The sequence below is a fragment of the Nocardia sp. NPDC003979 genome, from assembly GCF_053605015.1.
In genome coordinates, this window is record NZ_JBSGIJ010000006.1 from 234,918 (window position 1) to 251,733 (window position 16,816).

General features: G+C 67.9%; 14 protein-coding genes and 1 pseudogene. 7 read left to right on the forward strand and 8 right to left on the reverse strand.

Features of this window, described 5'->3' with window-relative positions:
* Positions 1-83: 83 nt before the first annotated feature.
* Positions 84-296: a hypothetical protein gene (locus tag ACWEVR_RS16025; RefSeq protein ID WP_452467538.1), complete on the reverse strand. Its 213-nt coding sequence runs from the start codon at positions 294-296 to the stop codon at positions 84-86.
* Here ACWEVR_RS16025 and ACWEVR_RS16030 point away from each other — a divergent pair.
* A complete protein-coding gene (locus tag ACWEVR_RS16030; protein WP_452467539.1) occupies positions 283-942 on the forward strand; it encodes a hypothetical protein in 660 nt (219 codons plus the stop codon). The genes ACWEVR_RS16025 and ACWEVR_RS16030 overlap by 14 nt on opposite strands.
* Here ACWEVR_RS16030 and ACWEVR_RS16035 read toward each other — a convergent pair.
* Positions 932-2,104 (reverse strand): glycosyltransferase family 4 protein, encoded by a 1,173-nt coding sequence (locus ACWEVR_RS16035; RefSeq protein ID WP_452467540.1) that lies wholly within the window; start codon positions 2,102-2,104, stop codon positions 932-934. The two genes, ACWEVR_RS16030 and ACWEVR_RS16035, sit on opposite strands and share 11 nt — an antisense overlap.
* Positions 2,105-2,243: 139 nt before the next feature.
* Between ACWEVR_RS16035 and ACWEVR_RS16040 the strand changes: the two genes are divergently transcribed.
* Positions 2,244-3,035: a class I SAM-dependent methyltransferase gene (locus tag ACWEVR_RS16040; RefSeq protein ID WP_067643553.1), complete on the forward strand. Its 792-nt coding sequence runs from the start codon at positions 2,244-2,246 to the stop codon at positions 3,033-3,035.
* Between the two features lies 1 nt (position 3,036).
* Here ACWEVR_RS16040 and ACWEVR_RS16045 read toward each other — a convergent pair whose 3' ends face one another.
* A complete protein-coding gene (locus tag ACWEVR_RS16045; protein WP_067497182.1) occupies positions 3,037-3,333 on the reverse strand; it encodes a hypothetical protein in 297 nt (98 codons plus the stop codon).
* Positions 3,334-3,544: 211 nt separating this feature from the next.
* Between ACWEVR_RS16045 and ACWEVR_RS16050 the strand changes: the two genes are divergently transcribed.
* Positions 3,545-4,990 carry an aldehyde dehydrogenase gene (locus ACWEVR_RS16050; RefSeq protein WP_067643551.1) on the forward strand — a complete coding sequence of 482 codons (1,446 nt, stop codon included), beginning with the start codon at positions 3,545-3,547 and terminating at the stop codon, positions 4,988-4,990.
* Here the strand turns inward: ACWEVR_RS16050 and ACWEVR_RS16055 are convergent.
* Both ACWEVR_RS16055 and ACWEVR_RS16060 read right to left on the reverse strand, forming a co-directional pair.
* The gene (locus ACWEVR_RS16055) at positions 4,987-5,166 is read right to left on the reverse strand and encodes a hypothetical protein (protein ID WP_067497189.1); all 180 of its coding nucleotides are present in this window, start codon (positions 5,164-5,166) and stop codon (positions 4,987-4,989) included. The genes ACWEVR_RS16050 and ACWEVR_RS16055 overlap by 4 nt on opposite strands.
* A gap of 202 nt (positions 5,167-5,368) precedes the next feature.
* On the reverse strand, positions 5,369-6,319 hold the full coding sequence (locus ACWEVR_RS16060) for a GlxA family transcriptional regulator (protein ID WP_452467541.1): 951 nt from the start codon (positions 6,317-6,319) through the stop codon (positions 5,369-5,371).
* Between the two features lie 103 nt (positions 6,320-6,422).
* Between ACWEVR_RS16060 and ACWEVR_RS16065 the strand changes: the two genes are divergently transcribed.
* On the forward strand, positions 6,423-7,169 hold the full coding sequence (locus tag ACWEVR_RS16065) for an HD domain-containing protein (protein ID WP_452467542.1): 747 nt from the start codon (positions 6,423-6,425) through the stop codon (positions 7,167-7,169).
* A gap of 51 nt (positions 7,170-7,220) precedes the next feature.
* Here ACWEVR_RS16065 and ACWEVR_RS16070 read toward each other — a convergent pair whose 3' ends face one another.
* The 3 genes from ACWEVR_RS16070 to ACWEVR_RS16080 all read right to left on the reverse strand — a co-directional run bounded on the left by ACWEVR_RS16070 (position 7,221) and on the right by ACWEVR_RS16080 (position 11,816).
* Positions 7,221-9,050: a phosphoenolpyruvate carboxykinase (GTP) gene (locus tag ACWEVR_RS16070; RefSeq protein ID WP_452467543.1), complete on the reverse strand. Its 1,830-nt coding sequence runs from the start codon at positions 9,048-9,050 to the stop codon at positions 7,221-7,223.
* Between the two features lie 239 nt (positions 9,051-9,289).
* A complete protein-coding gene (locus ACWEVR_RS16075; protein WP_452467544.1) occupies positions 9,290-10,735 on the reverse strand; it encodes a hypothetical protein in 1,446 nt (481 codons plus the stop codon).
* The gene (locus tag ACWEVR_RS16080) at positions 10,722-11,816 is read right to left on the reverse strand and encodes a hypothetical protein (protein ID WP_245655517.1); all 1,095 of its coding nucleotides are present in this window, start codon (positions 11,814-11,816) and stop codon (positions 10,722-10,724) included. Before ACWEVR_RS16080 ends, ACWEVR_RS16075 begins: the two co-directional genes overlap by 14 nt.
* A 186-nt stretch (positions 11,817-12,002) precedes the next feature.
* Here ACWEVR_RS16080 and trmB point away from each other — a divergent pair, with 186 nt between their 5' ends.
* The 3 genes and pseudogenes from trmB to ACWEVR_RS16095 all read left to right on the forward strand — a co-directional run.
* On the forward strand, positions 12,003-12,746 hold the full coding sequence (gene trmB / locus ACWEVR_RS16085; protein ID WP_452467631.1) for a tRNA (guanosine(46)-N7)-methyltransferase TrmB: 744 nt from the start codon (positions 12,003-12,005) through the stop codon (positions 12,744-12,746).
* Positions 12,743-13,465, forward strand: a complete 723-nt coding sequence (locus ACWEVR_RS16090; RefSeq protein WP_067497765.1) for an NYN domain-containing protein — start codon at positions 12,743-12,745, stop codon at positions 13,463-13,465. Before trmB ends, ACWEVR_RS16090 begins: the two co-directional genes overlap by 4 nt.
* Positions 13,466-16,012, forward strand: a pseudogene (locus ACWEVR_RS16095) (MMPL family transporter); the annotation flags it as partial.
* Positions 16,013-16,816 lie beyond the last annotated feature (804 nt).

Here is a 16,816-nt window from a genome sequence, read left to right on the forward strand (position 1 = left end):
GCGATCCCTCGCGCGTCGCACAACACACCGCACCAATACCGTCACAAGCCATCGACGACCTATGTTCGCTCGCTATGGTCACCTCACAGCACGAGGCAATGCACCGGATCTTCCGGCACGACGCGCGCACCTTCGCCCGCGCCTTCCACGCACTCGACCTCCCCTTTCCCGACCCGATCGAGGTCGAACACATCTCGGTCGACCTCACCGAGATAGAGCCCATCGAACGCCGGGCGGACACGATTCTGCGGATCGTAACGGCGGAGTCCAGCTTCCTGCTCGTTGTCGAGGCTCAAAGCAAAGGAGCTGAGCCGCCCGCGCGCGTGGACCTACTACCTGGCCTATCTCGAAGCCAAGTACCAGATCCCTGCCGTACTCGTCATCGTGTGCCGCAGCGAGGCCACTGCACAGTGGGCCCAGGGTCCACACAACCTCGGCCACGCGACATGGCCCTGTGTGGTGCTGCGCCCGCTGGTGCTCGGCCCACACAATGTTCCCGCCGTCATGACGGCCGAAGCAGCTGCTGAAGACCTACCTCTTGCGGCCCTGTCAGCGATAACCCACGCCACGAGTGCTGAGATCGGTGCGATACTGGAAGCGCTGGCCGCTGCACTGCGGCTCGCGGGTGACCGGGACGATGCACAGATCTATGCCGAACTTGTCGAACTGGGCCTCGGCCGTACGCGAGGCGCCCGAATCTGGAGGAAGTTGATGTCGGTAGACCTGTCGTTCTTCCGCTCCGAGACGTCACAGCGGATTCGCGAAGAGGGGCGTGAAGAAGGCGTCTCAGAGAGCATCATTCGAATTCTGCGGCGGCGTGGAATCGCTGTTTCCGCTGCGGCGGAAAGCAAGATCGTGTCGTGTCACGACCGCGCGCAGCTCGGCGAATGGCTCGATCGGGCGATCGGGGCGCGGACCGTTGACGATGTGTTCAGTGATTGAGAGCTGACGGGGCTACGAGGCCGGTGGTGTAGGTGCCTCGGGCTGCGGCGGCGAGGACTTCGTAGACGCCGGAACCTGTTTGTTCCCAGGAGAATTCGTGGGCGCGGGCGCGGGCCTTTTCGCCCATCATGGAGCGGGTTTCGGGGTCGGCGAGGAGGTCGGCGGCGGCTCGGGCCAGGGCAGGGGCGTCGTCTACCAGCAGACCGGTGACGCCGTCGACGATGGAGTCGGTGAGGCCCCGGGAGCTGCGGTAGCCGATGGTCGGTACGCCGTGCTGGGCGGCTTCGATGACGGCAAGGCCCCAGCCTTCCTTGCGGGAGGGCATCACGTGCACCCACGCGGTGGACAGGATCTCGTGCTTGCGGCGTTCGTCGACGTGGCCGTGGAAGGTGACGGCGTCGGTGATGCCGAGTTCCTCGGCGCACGCGCGCAGGTTGGGTGCCCACCAGCCGTCGCCGATCACGTCCAGGTGCACGTCGGGGAAGCGTTCGCGCAGCGTGGCGACGGCGGTGAGGGCGTCCTCGATCTGCTTGTGCGGGACGAGACGGGACAGCACGGCGATGCGTGGATGGGTGGCGCGGGTGCTCGCGCCGCCGGGGACGACCTCGGCGGGCACCGGCTCGGCACCGTTGCGGACGACGGCGATGCGTTCGCGATCGACCCCGAGCACCGACAGCTCCTCGGCCGAGGGCAGCGACACCGTGAGGTACTGGTTGTCGCGGTGCACGCGCGGCGACAGCTTGGACTCGATCCACCAGCCGATCCGCCCGACCAGCCGCCCGGCGACCGGCCACTGCTCACGATGCCCGTGGTGCACGAGCACCACCGACGGCACACCGGTGACCGCCGCGAAGAACGGGATGCCGTTCTGGGTGTCGATCACCACGTCGGGCCGCACACCGCGCAGCGGGCCGACACCAAGCCGACCTGCGAGGATGGCGGCCAGCGCGCGCGGGTACACGGTGAAGCGGCCACCGGCGCGGCTGATGTCGATACCGTCGATCCGCTCGCGGCGCGGCGCACCGGGGTACCCGGCCGTACGCAGGGTGACCTTGACCCCACGGGCCGCCAGCTGCGCACCCACCTGCTCCAGGTACCGCTCACTGCCGCCGCCCTGTGGGTGCCCCGTGTCACGCCAGCACAACAGGAGGACTTCACGCACGGTCGGGCTCGCAATCGGATCGGCTTCGGACAAACGTCGGCCACCACCCTAGCGGGTGTGGCCCACGCGACACGGCAATATCACCGCCGAACCCGCACACGGCCGCGATGCGCCGCCGCCGAGCCCCTAAACTCCTGCCGTGCCGACCGCATCCCCGCCGAGAACCGACCAGCCGGGCCGAGCCCCCCGCTTCGCCCGTCGCGCCACGCTGCGCCGCTCCGTGCGCCTGCTGACGAGCTTCCGGTTCGAGCAGTCCGACCCGGCCAGGTTCTACGGCGGCATCGCCACCGACAGCGCCGAGCTGATCGACGACTTCTACGCCGACATCACCGGCCGCGATCTCGCCGGAACCGTGGTGCTCGACGTGGGTGGCGGGCCCGGCTACTTCGCCGACGAGTTCACCGCACGCGGTGCGCGCTATATCTCGGTGGAACCCGACCCGTCGGAGATGCACGCCGCGGGCCTACGGGTGGCCGGTTCGGTGCGCGGCTCGGGCATGGCGCTCCCGTTCCGCGACAACGCCTTCGACGTGTGCTTCTCCTCCAACGTCGCCGAACACGTCCCCGAGCCGTGGGCGATGGCCGACGAGATGGTCCGCGTGACCAAGCCAGGCGGGCTCATCGTCTACTCGTACACGGTGTGGCACGGGCCGTTCGGTGGGCACGAGACCGGGCTGTGGCATTACCTCGGCGGCGAGTACGCGGCGCGAAGGTACTTCCGTAAGCACGGTCGTGAACCCAAGAACAGATTCGGCAGGTCACTGTTCGCTGTCACCGCCGCCGACGGTTTGCGCTGGGCGGCAACGACACCGGCGGACGTGCGAACCGTTTTTCCTCGTTATCACCCGCGCTGGGCGTGGTGGCTGGTTCGGATTCCGGTGATTCGCGAGCTACTCGTGAGCAATCTCGTTGTGGTGGCGACGAAACGGTGATTCAGGCCAGCCAGCTCAATCGCCGCGTCCGGCGCACCGGCTCGGGTAACGCACTGGCCCAGGGAGATTCCTGAATCGCGAGGCCGACGGTCTCCAACGTGGTCAGGCCGACCTGATCGGCGAGCGCTCCTACCATCGCGACCGCTTCAGCGGCCTGAATGGCGGCAGTTGCCTGCTCGATCGTCAGTGTGCGGCCCGGAAGGAATGACACAACCCATCCTCCACTGCCCACACTCTTCGCTTGATGGTCGGTCTGGTCGCTGGTCATCAACGATCGGCCGATCACTTGCACAGCCATGAGTCGGTCTCCCCAATTCGCTGTAAAGGTCCGATGAATCGAGCGAGCTGATCAGTAGCTAAAGCATCCCCTTTTCACCACGAGAACGCAATAGTGCGTTTTCCCGAAAAGCGAACCGACGGGTTGGAATTCGTGCACTTCAGAGTGCCCACGACCAGGCAAAGTAGAACGTGTTGCAGACAATCCGGCCGCGAAACTGTAACGTGTTCTCATGCACTACGACAGTCTGTTCATCGGCGGCAAGTGGACCACCCCGGCCGGTAGTGACCGCATTCCCGTGGTCTCACCGGCCACCGAGGAGACCGTGGGCAGCGTGCCCGCGGTAACGAAGGACGATGTCGACGCCGCGGTCGCCGCGGCGCGCGACGCCTTCGACAGCGGACCGTGGCCGAAGAAGGATCCACTGGAACGAGCCGAGGTGCTCGGCAAGGCGGCGCGCCTCATCGAGCAGCGTTCCCCGGAATTGCTCGCCGCACTCACGGCCGAGATGGGCGCAACAACGGTAGGCGCCTTGACATTCAACCAAATTCCCGCCGTCGCGGCGCTCGACGCGTTAGTCTCGCTCGCTAAGACCTTCCCCTGGAACGAGACTCGGGTCGGCCCGTTCGGAACTACCCGTGTGTCACGGGAACCGCGCGGTGTCGTCGCCGCTATTACCGCATGGAATGTTCCGATGTTCCTCGCGGTGAACAAACTCGCGCCCGCATTGCTCGCCGGATGCACGATCGTGCTCAAACCGTCGCCACTCACCCCGCTCAGCGCGAATATCCTCGCCGATATCTTCACCGAGGCAGGTGTGCCGGACGGGGTGATCTCCGTACTGCCCGCCGAGGCCGAGGCAAGCGAATACCTGGCCGGTCATCCCGGCGTCGACAAGGTGACCTTCACCGGAAGTACCGCCGTCGGCCGGAAACTCGCCGCTATCGCCGGCGAACAACTCAAGACCGTCTCCCTCGAATTGGGCGGTAAGTCGGCCGCGATCATTCTCGACGACGTCGACCTGGCAGCGAGCATTCCCGTTCTCGCGTTCTCCGGTCTGATGAACAGCGGGCAGGGCTGTGTCGCGCAGACCCGCATCCTCGCACCGCGCAGCCGCTACGAAGAGATCCTCGACGCGCTCGTCGCCCACGTGAGCACGCTGAAGACCGGTGACCCCACCGACCCGTCGGTGCAGTTCGGCCCGCTCATCAGCGAGCGTCAGCGCGAGCGCGTGGAGGGCTATATCGCCAAGGGCAAGGCCGAGGGGGCGCGGCTGGTCCTCGGCGGCGGCAGGCCCGACGGGGTGGAGCGCGGCTGGTTCGTCGAGCCGACGATCTTCGCCGACGTGGACAATTCCAGCACCATCGCCCAGGAGGAGATCTTCGGGCCGGTGCTGTCGGTGATCCCCTACGACACCGAGGACGAGGCCGTCGCCATCGCCAACGACTCCGTGTACGGCCTGGCGGGCTCGGTCTGGACCACCGACATCGAACGCGGCGCGAAGATCGCCGCACGGGTGCGCACGGGCACCTACGCGATCAACTGGTACGCCTTCGACCCCACCGCGCCGTTCGGTGGGTACAAGAGTTCCGGCATCGGCCGCGAGAACGGACCCGAGGGCCTGGACGCCTTCTGCGAGCAGAAGTCGGTGCTGATGCCGATGGGCTGGACCGGCTAGTCCTCCGGCATCACTACCCGCAGCACCGGCTGAGCACCTACCTCACCGTTGGCGGGCAGGTCGACCACGTCGACGCGCCATCCGGGTGGCAGGACGCGCTGCAGGCGGCCTGCCACCCGGTGCAGTGGCGTGCTCGAGCAGGTGTCGTCCTCCGGGCGGGTCACCAGATCGGTCATGCGTCAACCACCTCTCAGCGTCGATCTCAACGGAGTTTGCTCGGGGGATGGTGCGACGTTCACAGAAACCTGACTGGGAATATAGGTGACGGCGATTCCCTTGCTCCAGCGACTCTCTGTCATCGAAATAGATACCCGAAATTCGCACGGGGGAATCGTCTTATTTTGTGCCCGAAAGGAAACTCCGCGTCGGGAAAGTGGGTCAATGACGCAATGAGCGTCGATATGCGGACGGGGTAAGCCCGGTGGCCGCACGCAAATGTTCGCGCAGGGCCGTCACACTGCCGAAGCCCGATCGCTGGGCAACCGTCTCCACGGTGAACGTCGTTCGCTCGAGCAGTTCCCTTGCCCGTCCGAGCCGTTGCGCGTCGAGCCAGGCGCGCGGCGTGGTGCCGACCTCGGCCTTGAAGCGGCGGATGAAAGTCCGCTCGCTCATCAACGCGTGCGCGGCGAGCGCTGAGACATCCACGGCGTCCACGGGATCGGCCGCTGCCCAAGCGAGCGTTGCCGCCAGGCCACCGTGCGCCGCGACGCGAGCGATCGGCCGCGGAATGTACTGCGCCTGACCACCTTCGCGGTGCGGCGGCACCACATTCCAGCGGGCGAGGTCGGCGGCGGCCGCGGCACCGAGTTCGCGGCGGACGATGTGCAGGCACAGGTCCAATCCGGCGGACAGGCCCGCCGAGGTCAGGATGTCGCCGTCGTCGACGTAGAGGGCGGTGGGATCGAGTTTCACGGCCGGGTAGAGCTGGGCGAATTCGTCGCAGTAGCCCCAGTGGGTGGTGGCCGGGCGGCCGTCGAGCAGCCCGGCCTCGGCGAGGACGAAGGCGCCGACGCAGATACTGGCGATGGTTGCGCCCCGGGCGGCGGCCGCACGCAGCGCGTCGAGCGCCGGGGGCGGGGTGGGCAGAGTCGGGAGGCCGATGCCGGGGACCACGATCAGATCGGCGTCGGCGAGCAGCTCGAGGCCGTGCTCCACCCGCAGCTCGAAGCCGTTCGGCGTCCACACCGGGCCGGGACGTACAGCGCAGGTCCGCATGTCGAAGCCGGCGGGCTCGCCGGTCCGGCCCGGTCCGTGGCGGAAGATCTGGACCACGCACGCGAGGTCATAGGTCATCACGCCGTCCAAGGCGAGTGCGGCCACCGAGATCACTCCTCGAGTTTGGCACGAATCCGGGCACTGCTGGCATGCCTGCCACTCGTTCTTCCCGCCCCGGTCCGGCTTTGCTTGACGCAGGCACGACAAGGGAGATCTGATGACGAATCCGGCAGGCCTCGACTGGACCTGGGCACAGCGCACCGGCGGGAACCTCACCTCGGCGCAGCGCCGTCGGCTGTTGGCGGCACTCGGGCGCACCGTACCGAGATTCGCGCCGGGACGGCTGCGCTTGGCACTCGGCAGGCGCGGCACCGGACGCGTCGAGGACGTGCGCCTCCCGGACACCCGGCTGGCCAAAGAAGCGGAACTACATGCGCGCGAGAAACTTTCGGACGCACTGCTGGCGCATTCCTTCCGCACCTACTTCTTCGGTCGCGCTCTCGCCGACCTCGACGGCGCCGAGTACGACGACGAAATCGCCTACGTCTCCTGCCTGTTGCACGACATAGCCCTCGAAACACCGACGCCTGGAAGGTGTTTCGCGGTAGTCGGCGGGGAGAGCGCAGTCGGCCTCGCCCGGCGGCACGGCGCCTCCGCCGAACGGGCCGCGATCATCGGTGCGGCCATCGCCGCCCATCTCACCCCCGGCGTCGCGGCGGACCTCGGCGATCCGGGTGGTTTCGTATCCGCGGGCGCGTCGGTGGATGTGCTCGGCGACCGGCTGGCCGACCTCGATCCCCGATGGGTCGACGAACTGCTCGCCCGGCACCCTCGTCACCAGCTGAAGAAGCACCTCGCCGCGGTGTTCGCCGCCGAGGCCGCCGCGGTCCCCGAAGGGCGGGTGGCCTGGCTGACGTCGACCGGATTCACCCAGCTCGTCAAGTTCGCACCCTTCCCCGAATAGCACGAAACCGCCCGCACCGGAATCGGCACGGGCGGTTTGTTGTTCGGGGGATCAGCCGAGGCGCTGCTTGAGAGCCTCGAACTCGTCGCGGACACCCGAGGGCAGGCGATCGCCGATGAACTCGAACCACTCCTCGATCGACGGGATCTCCTGGCGCCACTCGTCGGCGTTCACCGCGAGGGCCTCGTCGACGTCGGCCGGGTCGACATCGAGGCCGTCCAGGTCGAGATCGGCGGCCGTGGGGACGTGTCCGACGGGGGTGGACGACGCGCCGGTCGAACCCTCGATGCGGCCGACGATCCACTCCAGCACGCGGGAGTTCTCACCGAATCCGGGCCACAGGAAGCGGCCGTCGGCGCCACGACGGAACCAGTTGACGTAGAAGATCTTCGGCAGCTTGGTCGAGTCGGCGTTCTTGCCCAGCTCGATCCAGTGGTCGAGGTAGTCGCCCACGTGGTAGCCGAGGAACGGCAGCATCGCCATCGGGTCGCGGCGGACGGTGCCCACCTGGCCCTCGGCGGCGGCGGTCTGCTCCGAGCCCATGGTCGCGCCCATGAACACGCCGTGCTCCCAGCCGAACGACTCGGTCACCAGCGGGACGGTGGTCTTGCGGCGACCGCCGAACAGGATGGCCGAGATCGGCACGCCCTGCGGGTCGTCCCACTCGGGGGCCAGGATCGGGCACTGCGACATCGGGGTGCAGTAGCGCGAGTTCGGGTGCGCGGCGTGCGTGCCGGACTCGGGAGTCCAGTCGTTGCCCTTCCAGTCGATGAGGTGCTGCGGGTCGCCTTCCAGGCCCTCCCACCACACATCGTTGTCGTCGGTCTGGGCGACGTTGGTGTAGACGGTGTTGCCCGCGTCGATGGTGGCCATCGCGTTGGGGTTGGAGCTGTGGTTGGTGCCCGGCGCCACGCCGAAGAAACCGAACTCCGGGTTCACGGCGTAGAGGCGGCCGTCCTTGCCGAAACGCATCCAGGCGATGTCGTCGCCGAGGGTCTCGGCGCGCCAGCCGGGGATGGTCGGCTGGATCATCGCCAGGTTGGTCTTACCGCAGGCGCTGGGGAACGCGGCGGCGATGTAGTACGCCTTGTTCTCGGGGGAGATCAGCTTGAGGATCAGCATGTGCTCGGCCAGCCAGCCCTCGTCGTGGGCCATCGCCGAAGCGATGCGCAGCGAGTAGCACTTCTTGCCGAGCAGCGCGTTGCCGCCGTAGCCCGAGCCGTAGGACCAGATCTCGCGGTCCTCGGGGAAGTGGGTGATGTACTTGGTGTCGCTGCACGGCCACGGCACGTCGGCCTGGCCCTCGGCCAGCGGAGCGCCGACGGAATGCAGCGCCTTCACGAACGGACGGTCGGTGCCGAGCTTGTCCAGCGCCGCCTGACCCATGCGGGTCATCACGCGCATCGAGACGACCACGTACTCGGAGTCGGTGATCTCCACGCCCAGCTTGGGGTCCTCGGCGCCGAGCGGGCCCATGCAGAACGGCACCACGTACATGGTGCGGCCCTTCATCGAGCCGCGGTACAGCTCGGTCATGGTGGCGCGCATCTCGGTGGGGTCGACCCAGTTGTTGGTCGGGCCCGCGTCGGCCTCGGTCTTGGAGCAGATGTAGGTGCGCGATTCCACGCGGGCCACATCGGAGGGGTCGGACAGGGCGAGGAAGGAGTTCGGTTTCTTCTTCTCGTCGAGCTTCTTGAAGGTGCCCGCTTCGACCAGCTGCGTGGTCAGGCGATCCCATTCCGCGTCGGAGCCGTCGGCCCAGACAACGCGGTCAGGCTGAGTGAGCTCTGCGACTTCCTGTACCCAGGCGAGCAGTTCACTGTGCTCGGTCGGCGCGGTGCCGTCGGATCCACGAAGACCAGGAATGGTCGCTGAGGTCATGAAAACTCTCCTGAGATGGGCGGGGGCGCCACCGTGGCGGGAAGACGTCCGGCAGCGAACCAGCCACCGCACAACCCCAATGGACGGCGTACAGGGCCGCACACGGACGGAGCCGCGCATCGACTGGCACGGAGCAGGACGCCCAGGTTCCTGCTTAAAGGTTAACGCGATATGACGATCGATAAGGAATCGGGTTCGCCCAACCTAGTACCCATCGGCGGGTGGACCAATCGTTCTCGTCACACCTTGTCGAGTGTCTCGATATCGCGTTCGCAGGCGGAAAGTTGTGCGGGCCGCTCGGCGGCGAGGCGCCGGACGAGCGTGTCGAGCTCGGCGATGCGCCGGTCCACAGCCACCGCGCGGGCCGTGGATTCGCGCACGACGTGTTCGGCCAGCTCCGCCTCCACGTCCACCAGCACGGCCGCGACACGCTGCTCGAGCTGGGCTTTCACATTCACCAGCGCCTCCGACACCCACTGTGACATGTGACTGCGTTCGGCCAGTTGCCCGCGCGCACGCACCACCCATGCCGCCGCACCGGCGCCGAGCAGCAACGCCACCGGCACGCTCGCCACATCGAGCGTCGGCACCAGCGACAGCGGCGCGACGATCAACCGGCCTAGACCGACACCGGCCGACGCGCCGAGCGCGATCACCAGGTGATCTTCGACACCACGGTGCCTCGGCGTGGGTTCCGGACCCACTCGCGGCGCCGCGTCGTAGCGGCGCTGGGCGGGTGCGGCGGTGCCGACACGCCGCGCGGTCTCGAGCACGCGCTCGTCGATGACGGCGTCGACCGCGGCCGACAACTCACCGGCGGCCTGCTGCAAGCGCTCGGGGTAGGCGCGCAGTTCGGTGCGGTCGCAGCGGTCGAGTTCGGCGCGTGAGCGCATGTGCAGGGCCCGGACCATGGCCCCCACCTCGGTCGACAGGTCGACGCGGGCCAGCTGCACCTGGCTGCGCACCGCCGCGAGACCGGTCTGCCTGCCGCCGTCGCGCTCGGCGAGCAGAGCGACCCGCTCCTCCCGGATACGCGCGGTCTCGGTGCCCGCGCGCAGTGCCGTGATCTGCTCGGCGATGCGGGCCCTGGTGTCGGCGAGCACGCGGGCGAGCACGGCGGCACGGCGTCGGGCGCCGTCGACCGGGGTCTGCGCGGTGGCCGCGGCGAGGGCGGCGTGCAGGGCGCCGAGACCGGAGCGGTCGAGCAGGGCGGAGTCGTCGGCGGCGCGGGCGGCCGCGGCCAACCGGGCCGAGACGGCGAGAATGTCGAGGTCGTCGCTGCCGCGGGCGGCGAGCAGGGCGAGGCTGCGTTCGCGCATCGCACGCCAGTCCTGGTAGGCGTGGAAGCCGTTCATGGCGAGCAGGATCGGTGCGCCCGCGCCGCGCAGGCGGTCGATGAGGGCGAGCAGGTCGGCACCGATCACGCTGCCCGCGTCGAACAGGATCAGGGCCGGGGCGGGTTCGGTGGTCGGGGTGGCCGGGTCGATCAGGTCGATGCGCGGTTCGAAGCGGGCCAGTTCGGTACGCAGCAGGGTGGTGTTGGCGTCGTCGGGGGCGTAGAACAGCACGCTCGCGGCGGCACCGGAACCGGCCATCGCCCGCAGCAGCGCCTTACCCTGCGGATTCCATCGTTCGATGACGGCGTCGACGTCGGCGGGCAGTGCGGCCTCGTCAGAGTCCGGCACTGCTCATCCGCTCCCAGGCTCTGATGTACCCGTTGTGCACGCGCAGCGCGGCGCGGCGGGCGGCGGGCGGCATGTCGCTCGACACCACGGCCCGCCAGCGGGTGGCGCGCGAGAGCGCCTCGTCGGCGTCGCCGGGCGCGGGCGAGGGATATCCGGCGGCCAAGTGGGCGACCTGCGGGCAGGCCAGACCGGCGCACAGACCGATCCACAAGGCCTCGTCACCGGCCAGGTACTGCTCGATCAGCGCGCGGGCGCGGCCGCCGTCACCGGGGACGGCACGTGCCGCCAGCCGGACCAGCTCGTCGAGCAACTCGCCCCCGCGCACGGCTTCGACCTGCTCGTAGCGGCGGTGGACCAGCCGGTGCAGCGGGTCGATGCCGCCCGCGGAGTGCAGGATCTGGATCAGCGCGGCGGAGGTGAGATCCGGGTCGGCCCGCAGCGCGGTGAGCGCGCAGTCCACGCCGTAGAGGTCCCAGTTCTCGATTAGGCGCCTGCGGGCGTCCTGATCGGAACCGGCACCGATGAACAGGTCAGCGGCCAGCACCGACGGCACGTCCGGGCCGACCGCGAGCCTGCGCAGATCGCTCAGATCGGCTGCGTCGACACTGCCCGCCCTGGTGCGCGCCGCCAGCGAGGCGACCACCGGAACCACCGGCAAGCGCAGCTCACGGGCGAACCGTTCGGCGGCGGCTACGGCATCACCCCAGCGCGAACCCATCGCGTCGGCCTTGTTCAGCACCACGATGCTGCGGTCCCTGGGCAGCGTTTCCAGTACCCGCAGATCGGCCGCCTGCGGCGCGCCGGCCAGCACGTACACCACCAGATCACCGTCGAGCACGGGATCGGGCAGCTCGGGCTGATCGACCGGATCGGTCTCCTGCGCGGACAGCAGTGCCAGCGCCGCGAGGACGGTGGTCCGCCCGCTGAGCGCACGCCCCGCAACCTGGATCCGCAACGGCCTGCGTCTGCGGTGTACTGCCTCCACGAGCCGCTCGGCGATCACCGGGTCGGTTCCCCCACCTGCGCCGAGGTCCGAGATCAGCTGATCGAGCTGGTCGGATGGCCGTGTCTGTGCGGTCATGGTCCCTGTCGGCATTTGCGCGCACCCCCTTTTCGGAGGGCATTCTGTCAGATCCGGCGTGAGGCGGCTGCGACGTAACTCGGCGCATGCTGGACAATGGACGACGTGAACGACGCCGCCAACCACCCTGTCGAGTCGGTTCCCGGGCCGCCGTCCACTGCCCCGGAGCACCTGAAGCTCTCGGAGATGCCGAACGAAGCGGGCCGCCGCTCGACCACCGGCTCCCGGCTCTACCCCCGCGTGACGAGCTTCCGCTCGCGCCGAGGGGCATTGACGCCCAACCAGCAGGCCTCCTGGGAACGCACCTGGCCGGTGATCGGCCGGGACGTGTCCAACGAGCCCATCGACGCCGACGCCTGGTTCGGGCGCAGCGCCCCGCTGGTCATCGAGATCGGTTGCGGAACCGGCACCGCCACGGCCGCCATGGCCAAGGACGAGCCGCACCTGAACCTCATCGGCATCGAGGTCTACAAACCGGGCCTCGCCCAGCTGGTACAGCAGGTGGAGCGCGAGGAGATCGGCAATATCCGGTTACTGCGCGGTGACGCCGTCGACGTGCTGGAGAACATGGTTGCCCCGGAGTCGCTGACCGGTGTGCGCGTGTTCTTCCCCGACCCGTGGCCCAAGGCCCGCCACCACAAGCGCCGGCTGCTGCAGGCGCCGACCTTCGCGCTGATCGCGAGCAGGCTGAAGCCCGGCGGTGTGCTGCACGTGGCGACCGACCACGCCGACTACGCCGAACACATTCTCGAAGTAGGCTCACAGGAACCGCTGCTCACCGGCCTGAACGACACCACAGGTGGCGACAGCGCGGCCAACCGCGACACCGCGCCGATCGGCTTCGACCGGCCGGTCACCAAGTTCGAGGGCAAAGGCCTGCGTGCCGGAAGCGTCATCAACGAGTTCATATGGGGGAAGATCGAGAGATGAGCGTGAGTGAGATCGCCCCCGAGATGCCGGAACTCGACCAGTCAGGTGCCGGCGCCGAGGCGTTGAGCGGTTCCGGGCCCGACGTCCGGCGCGTCCTGCTCGTCTGGGACGCGCCGAACCTCGACATGGGACTCGGCGCCATCCTCGGTGGACGTCCCACGGCCGCTTATCGTCCCCGCTTCGACGCGCTCGGCCGCTGGCTGCTCGCCAGGACCGCCGAACTGTCGGTGGGTTCCAAAACCCGGATCGAAGCCGAAGCGACCGTCTTCACCAATATCGCCCCCGGCACCGCCGACGTGGTCCGCCCCTGGGTCGAGGCATTACGCAATGTGGGTTTCGCGGTCTTCGCCAAGCCGAAGATCGACGAGGACTCCGACGTCGACGCCGACATGCTCGCCCACATCGCCATGCGGGCCCGGCACGGCGGACTGGCCGGAATCATGGTCGCCTCCGCCGACGGTCAAGCTTTCCGGGAACCACTGGAAGCCATCGCCGCCAAGGGAACCCCAGCTCAGGTACTCGGATTCCGTGAGCACGCGAGTTGGGCTGTCACTTCCGATACTCTCGAGTTCGTCGACCTCGAGGACATCCCGGGCGTATTCCGGGAACCGCTGCCGCGGGTGAGCCTCGATTCGCTGCCCGACGAGGGCGCATGGTTGCAGCCCTTCCGGCCGCTTTCTGCGCTACTCACATCTCGCCCTGGTCAAGGAGTCGCTTAAGTGTTCACCCGCTGGGGCGATCTGGTCTATCGGTTCCGATTCGCCGTCATCGCGGTGGTCGGGGCCGCGTTGTTGGCGCTGGGCGCCTACGGCATGGGCCTCGGCCCGCGCCTGACGCAGAGCGGCTGGTTCGACCCAGGCTCGGAGTCGGTGCAAGGCGCGGAGATCGCCGACCAGTCCTTCGGCCGTGACCACATGGCTGATGTCATCGTCATGTACAACGCCCCCGAGGGCAAAACGATCGACGACCCGGAGTTCCAGCAGAAGGCCGTCGACAGCCTCAGCAAGGCTGTCGCCGATCACCCCGACCACATCGACAAGATCAACGGCACCTATTGGAAGGTGGGCGATGCGCCCGCGGTGCCGTCGGCATTCGGGTCCAAGGACAAGAAGCACGCATTCGCCTCGATAGCCATCATCGGTGACAACGACACCACCGTCATGGCCAACTATCGCGCTGTGCAGGGCGCCTTCGACATCCCCGGCGTCGATGTCGAAGTCTCGGGTTTGCAGCCACTCGGCGTCACCCTGACCGACACTCTCGACCACGACTCCAAACGCATGGAGCTGCTGGCCTTTCCGGCTGTGGCGGTGCTGCTGTTCTTCGTCTTCGGCGGCATCGTCGCCGCCGCCCTGCCCCTGATCATCGGTGGTCTGACGATCATCGGCGCGAACGGCCTCGTCATGGGGCTGACCAACTTCACCGAGGTCAACATCTTCGTCGGTGGCGTCGTATCGATGATCGGCCTCGGTCTGGCGATCGACTACGGACTCTTCATAGTCAGCCGATTCCGAGAAGAGCTGGCCGAAGGGTACGACACGGCTGCCGCCGTTCGAAGATCGGTGATGACCGCCGGTCGAACCGTTGTCTTCTCCGCGACCATGATCATCGCCAGCCTCGGCGGCATCCTGATCTTCCCGCAGGGCTTCCTGCGGTCGGTCGCGTACGGCACGATCGCCGCCGTCTCGCTGGCCGCGCTCACCGCGATCACGATCCTGCCCGCGATGCTCGGCATTCTCGGTCCTCGCGTGGACATGCTCGGGCTCAAGCGATTCCGCAAGACCAAGACCGCCGACCAGATCGAGAACGGTTTCTGGGGCAACACGACCCGCTGGGTCATGCGGCACCCGCTCAAGATCGCTATTCCGATCACCATCGGCCTGCTGCTGCTGATCATCCCGGTCAAGGACCTGGCATTCGGCGGCATCAACGAGAAGTACCTTCCGCCGGACAACTCGACCCGTCTCGCGCTCGAGCACTTCTACGAGGTCTTCCCGCAGAAGAAGACCGACCCGATTCAGCTGGTCTTCGTCTCGGACAACACCACCGCGATCGGCAAGGTGTGGAAGGAAGCCAACCAAGCGCCCGGACTGGTCGGCCCGTTCGAGGTCCCGGTCAAATCACCCACTGACGCAACGGTTTTCCGCACCTCTGCCACTCTCGTCGATCCCACGGGCAGCGCCGAGCAGACGATCGACTACATCCGCGCGATCGAGGTGCCGGACGGCGTCACGATGTATGTCACGGGTCAGCCCGCGCTGATGGCCGACAGCATCGACACACTGCTGGACCTGATGCCGTGGATGATCTTGCTCGTGCTGGTCGCCACGACCGTACTGATGTTCCTGACGTTCGGCTCACTGGTGCTGCCGTTGAAGGCCGCCTTGATGAGCGCGCTCGGTCTCGGATCAACGCTCGGCATCCTGACCTGGATCTTTGTCGACGGTCACGGTGCGGGCCTGCTGAACTTCACGCCTCAGCCGATCAGCGCGCCGGTCTTGATGCTGATCATCGCGATCATCTACGGCCTGTCGACGGACTACGAGGTCTTCCTGCTGTCGCGCATGGTGGAGGCGCGTGCGCAGGGGGCGTCCACCACGGAGGCCGTGCGGATCGGAACCGCGCAAACCGGTCGGATCATCACCGCCGCCGCGCTGATTCTCCTCGTGGTGACCGGCGCGTTCGCCTTCTCCGACATGGTGATGATGCAGTACATCGCCTACGGAATGATCGCCGCGCTGTTCCTCGACGCCACCGTTCTGCGCATGCTGCTCGTCCCGGCGATCATGAAACTGCTCGGCGACGACTGCTGGTGGGCGCCGAAGTGGATGAAGCGGATCCAGGAGAAGATCGGCCTGGGCGAACCCATCCTCGATGACGAGCGTCCGCAGAAGGGCACCGTCGTCGACCTGGTGAAGACCACCCCGATCACCGACCCGCCGACCATGCAGATGGTCTCCGTCCCCGACGCCAAACTGGCCAAGACACCGCGTCGTCCGCGCACGGTGGCCGAGATCGAGGCCGAGGCGCCGACTCAGCGCATCGACAAGATCACCGAGTCCGCCGAACCGGCCCGGCCGCGCAAGCCGATGTCGCCGGATCCCACGCGGCCGCGCGCGTCGATGCTGTCGGGTGAGCCGACGCGAGTGCTGCCGGTTGTGCAGCCCGGTTCGGCGAAGCCTGTCGGTGCCGATGACGAGCCGACGCAGATGCTGCCTGCTGTGCAGCCGGATTCCCCCGCCCCTGAGCCGGGCAACGAAAATCGCGCTGGCCGTGCGGATTCGGGCATGCCTACGGGGTCGTCCGAAGTCGGATCGAACCGTGGGGATACGGCTACCTCGGGGGAGCCGACCGCATTCCGATCGGAACGTGGGGAAACAGGCACTCCCGGGGAGCCGACCGCGTTCCGATCGGGACGTGGGGATACAGGCGCGTCCGGCGAGCCGACTGCGATCCGGCCGAATCATGGGGCGGTCGCGCCTGGGGCTCCGTCGGTTGGAAACCGTTCCGATAACCAGGTATTCGGCACTGGAACCTCCGTCCCGGGCTCGGCTGCCGGAGATGAGCAGAGCTACCCGAGCTCGACACCCGTCGATTCAGCCGCGGAGAATCATTCGGGCCGTGCGGAATTCGGTGTCGACGGTGTGATCGGCGGTTCCGGACCGGCCGATGCGGCAGGCCCCGCCGATGGTGTGATCGGCGGTCTCGACCTGCCCGATTCCCGGGGCAACGAGCCCGCGCCGCGCGGTTCGGAGCGGGTCAAGCCGCCTGCGGGATACAACCCGACGACGCCTCGCATCTCGACCCCCGGCACGCCTGTCGGTGGTGAACTCCCCGGAGACACACCGGAATCCCGACCGAGCATCGTCACGCCCGCTCGGCCGAGCACCGATACGCCGCGCCCGGTGGCGCCGTCGCCGAGCATCGTGAACACTCCGCCTCCGGTGACACCGCCATCGGGCATCGTGAACACGCCGTCTCCGGTGACACCACCGCCCAGCATCGTGCACCCACCGACACCGCGTCCGGTGTCGCGTCCTTCCGACTTCCCGGCGGGTGGAACCTTCAAC

What these genes read in the sequence shown, in the direction of transcription:
- ACWEVR_RS16045 (WP_067497182.1), bottom strand. Translation starts at nt 3,333, where the DNA reads ATGGCTGTGCAAGTGATCGGCCGATCGTTGATGACCAGCGACCAGACC.
- ACWEVR_RS16050 (WP_067643551.1), top strand. Translation starts at nt 3,545, where the DNA reads ATGCACTACGACAGTCTGTTCATCGGCGGCAAGTGGACCACCCCGGCC.
- ACWEVR_RS16055 (WP_067497189.1), bottom strand. Translation starts at nt 5,166, where the DNA reads ATGACCGATCTGGTGACCCGCCCGGAGGACGACACCTGCTCGAGCACG.
- ACWEVR_RS16065 (WP_452467542.1), top strand. Translation starts at nt 6,423, where the DNA reads ATGACGAATCCGGCAGGCCTCGACTGGACCTGGGCACAGCGCACCGGC.
- ACWEVR_RS16070 (WP_452467543.1), bottom strand. Translation starts at nt 9,050, where the DNA reads ATGACCTCAGCGACCATTCCTGGTCTTCGTGGATCCGACGGCACCGCG.
- ACWEVR_RS16080 (WP_245655517.1), bottom strand. Translation starts at nt 11,816, where the DNA reads ATGACCGCACAGACACGGCCATCCGACCAGCTCGATCAGCTGATCTCG.
- trmB (WP_452467631.1), top strand. Translation starts at nt 12,003, where the DNA reads ATGCCGAACGAAGCGGGCCGCCGCTCGACCACCGGCTCCCGGCTCTAC.
- ACWEVR_RS16090 (WP_067497765.1), top strand. Translation starts at nt 12,743, where the DNA reads ATGAGCGTGAGTGAGATCGCCCCCGAGATGCCGGAACTCGACCAGTCA.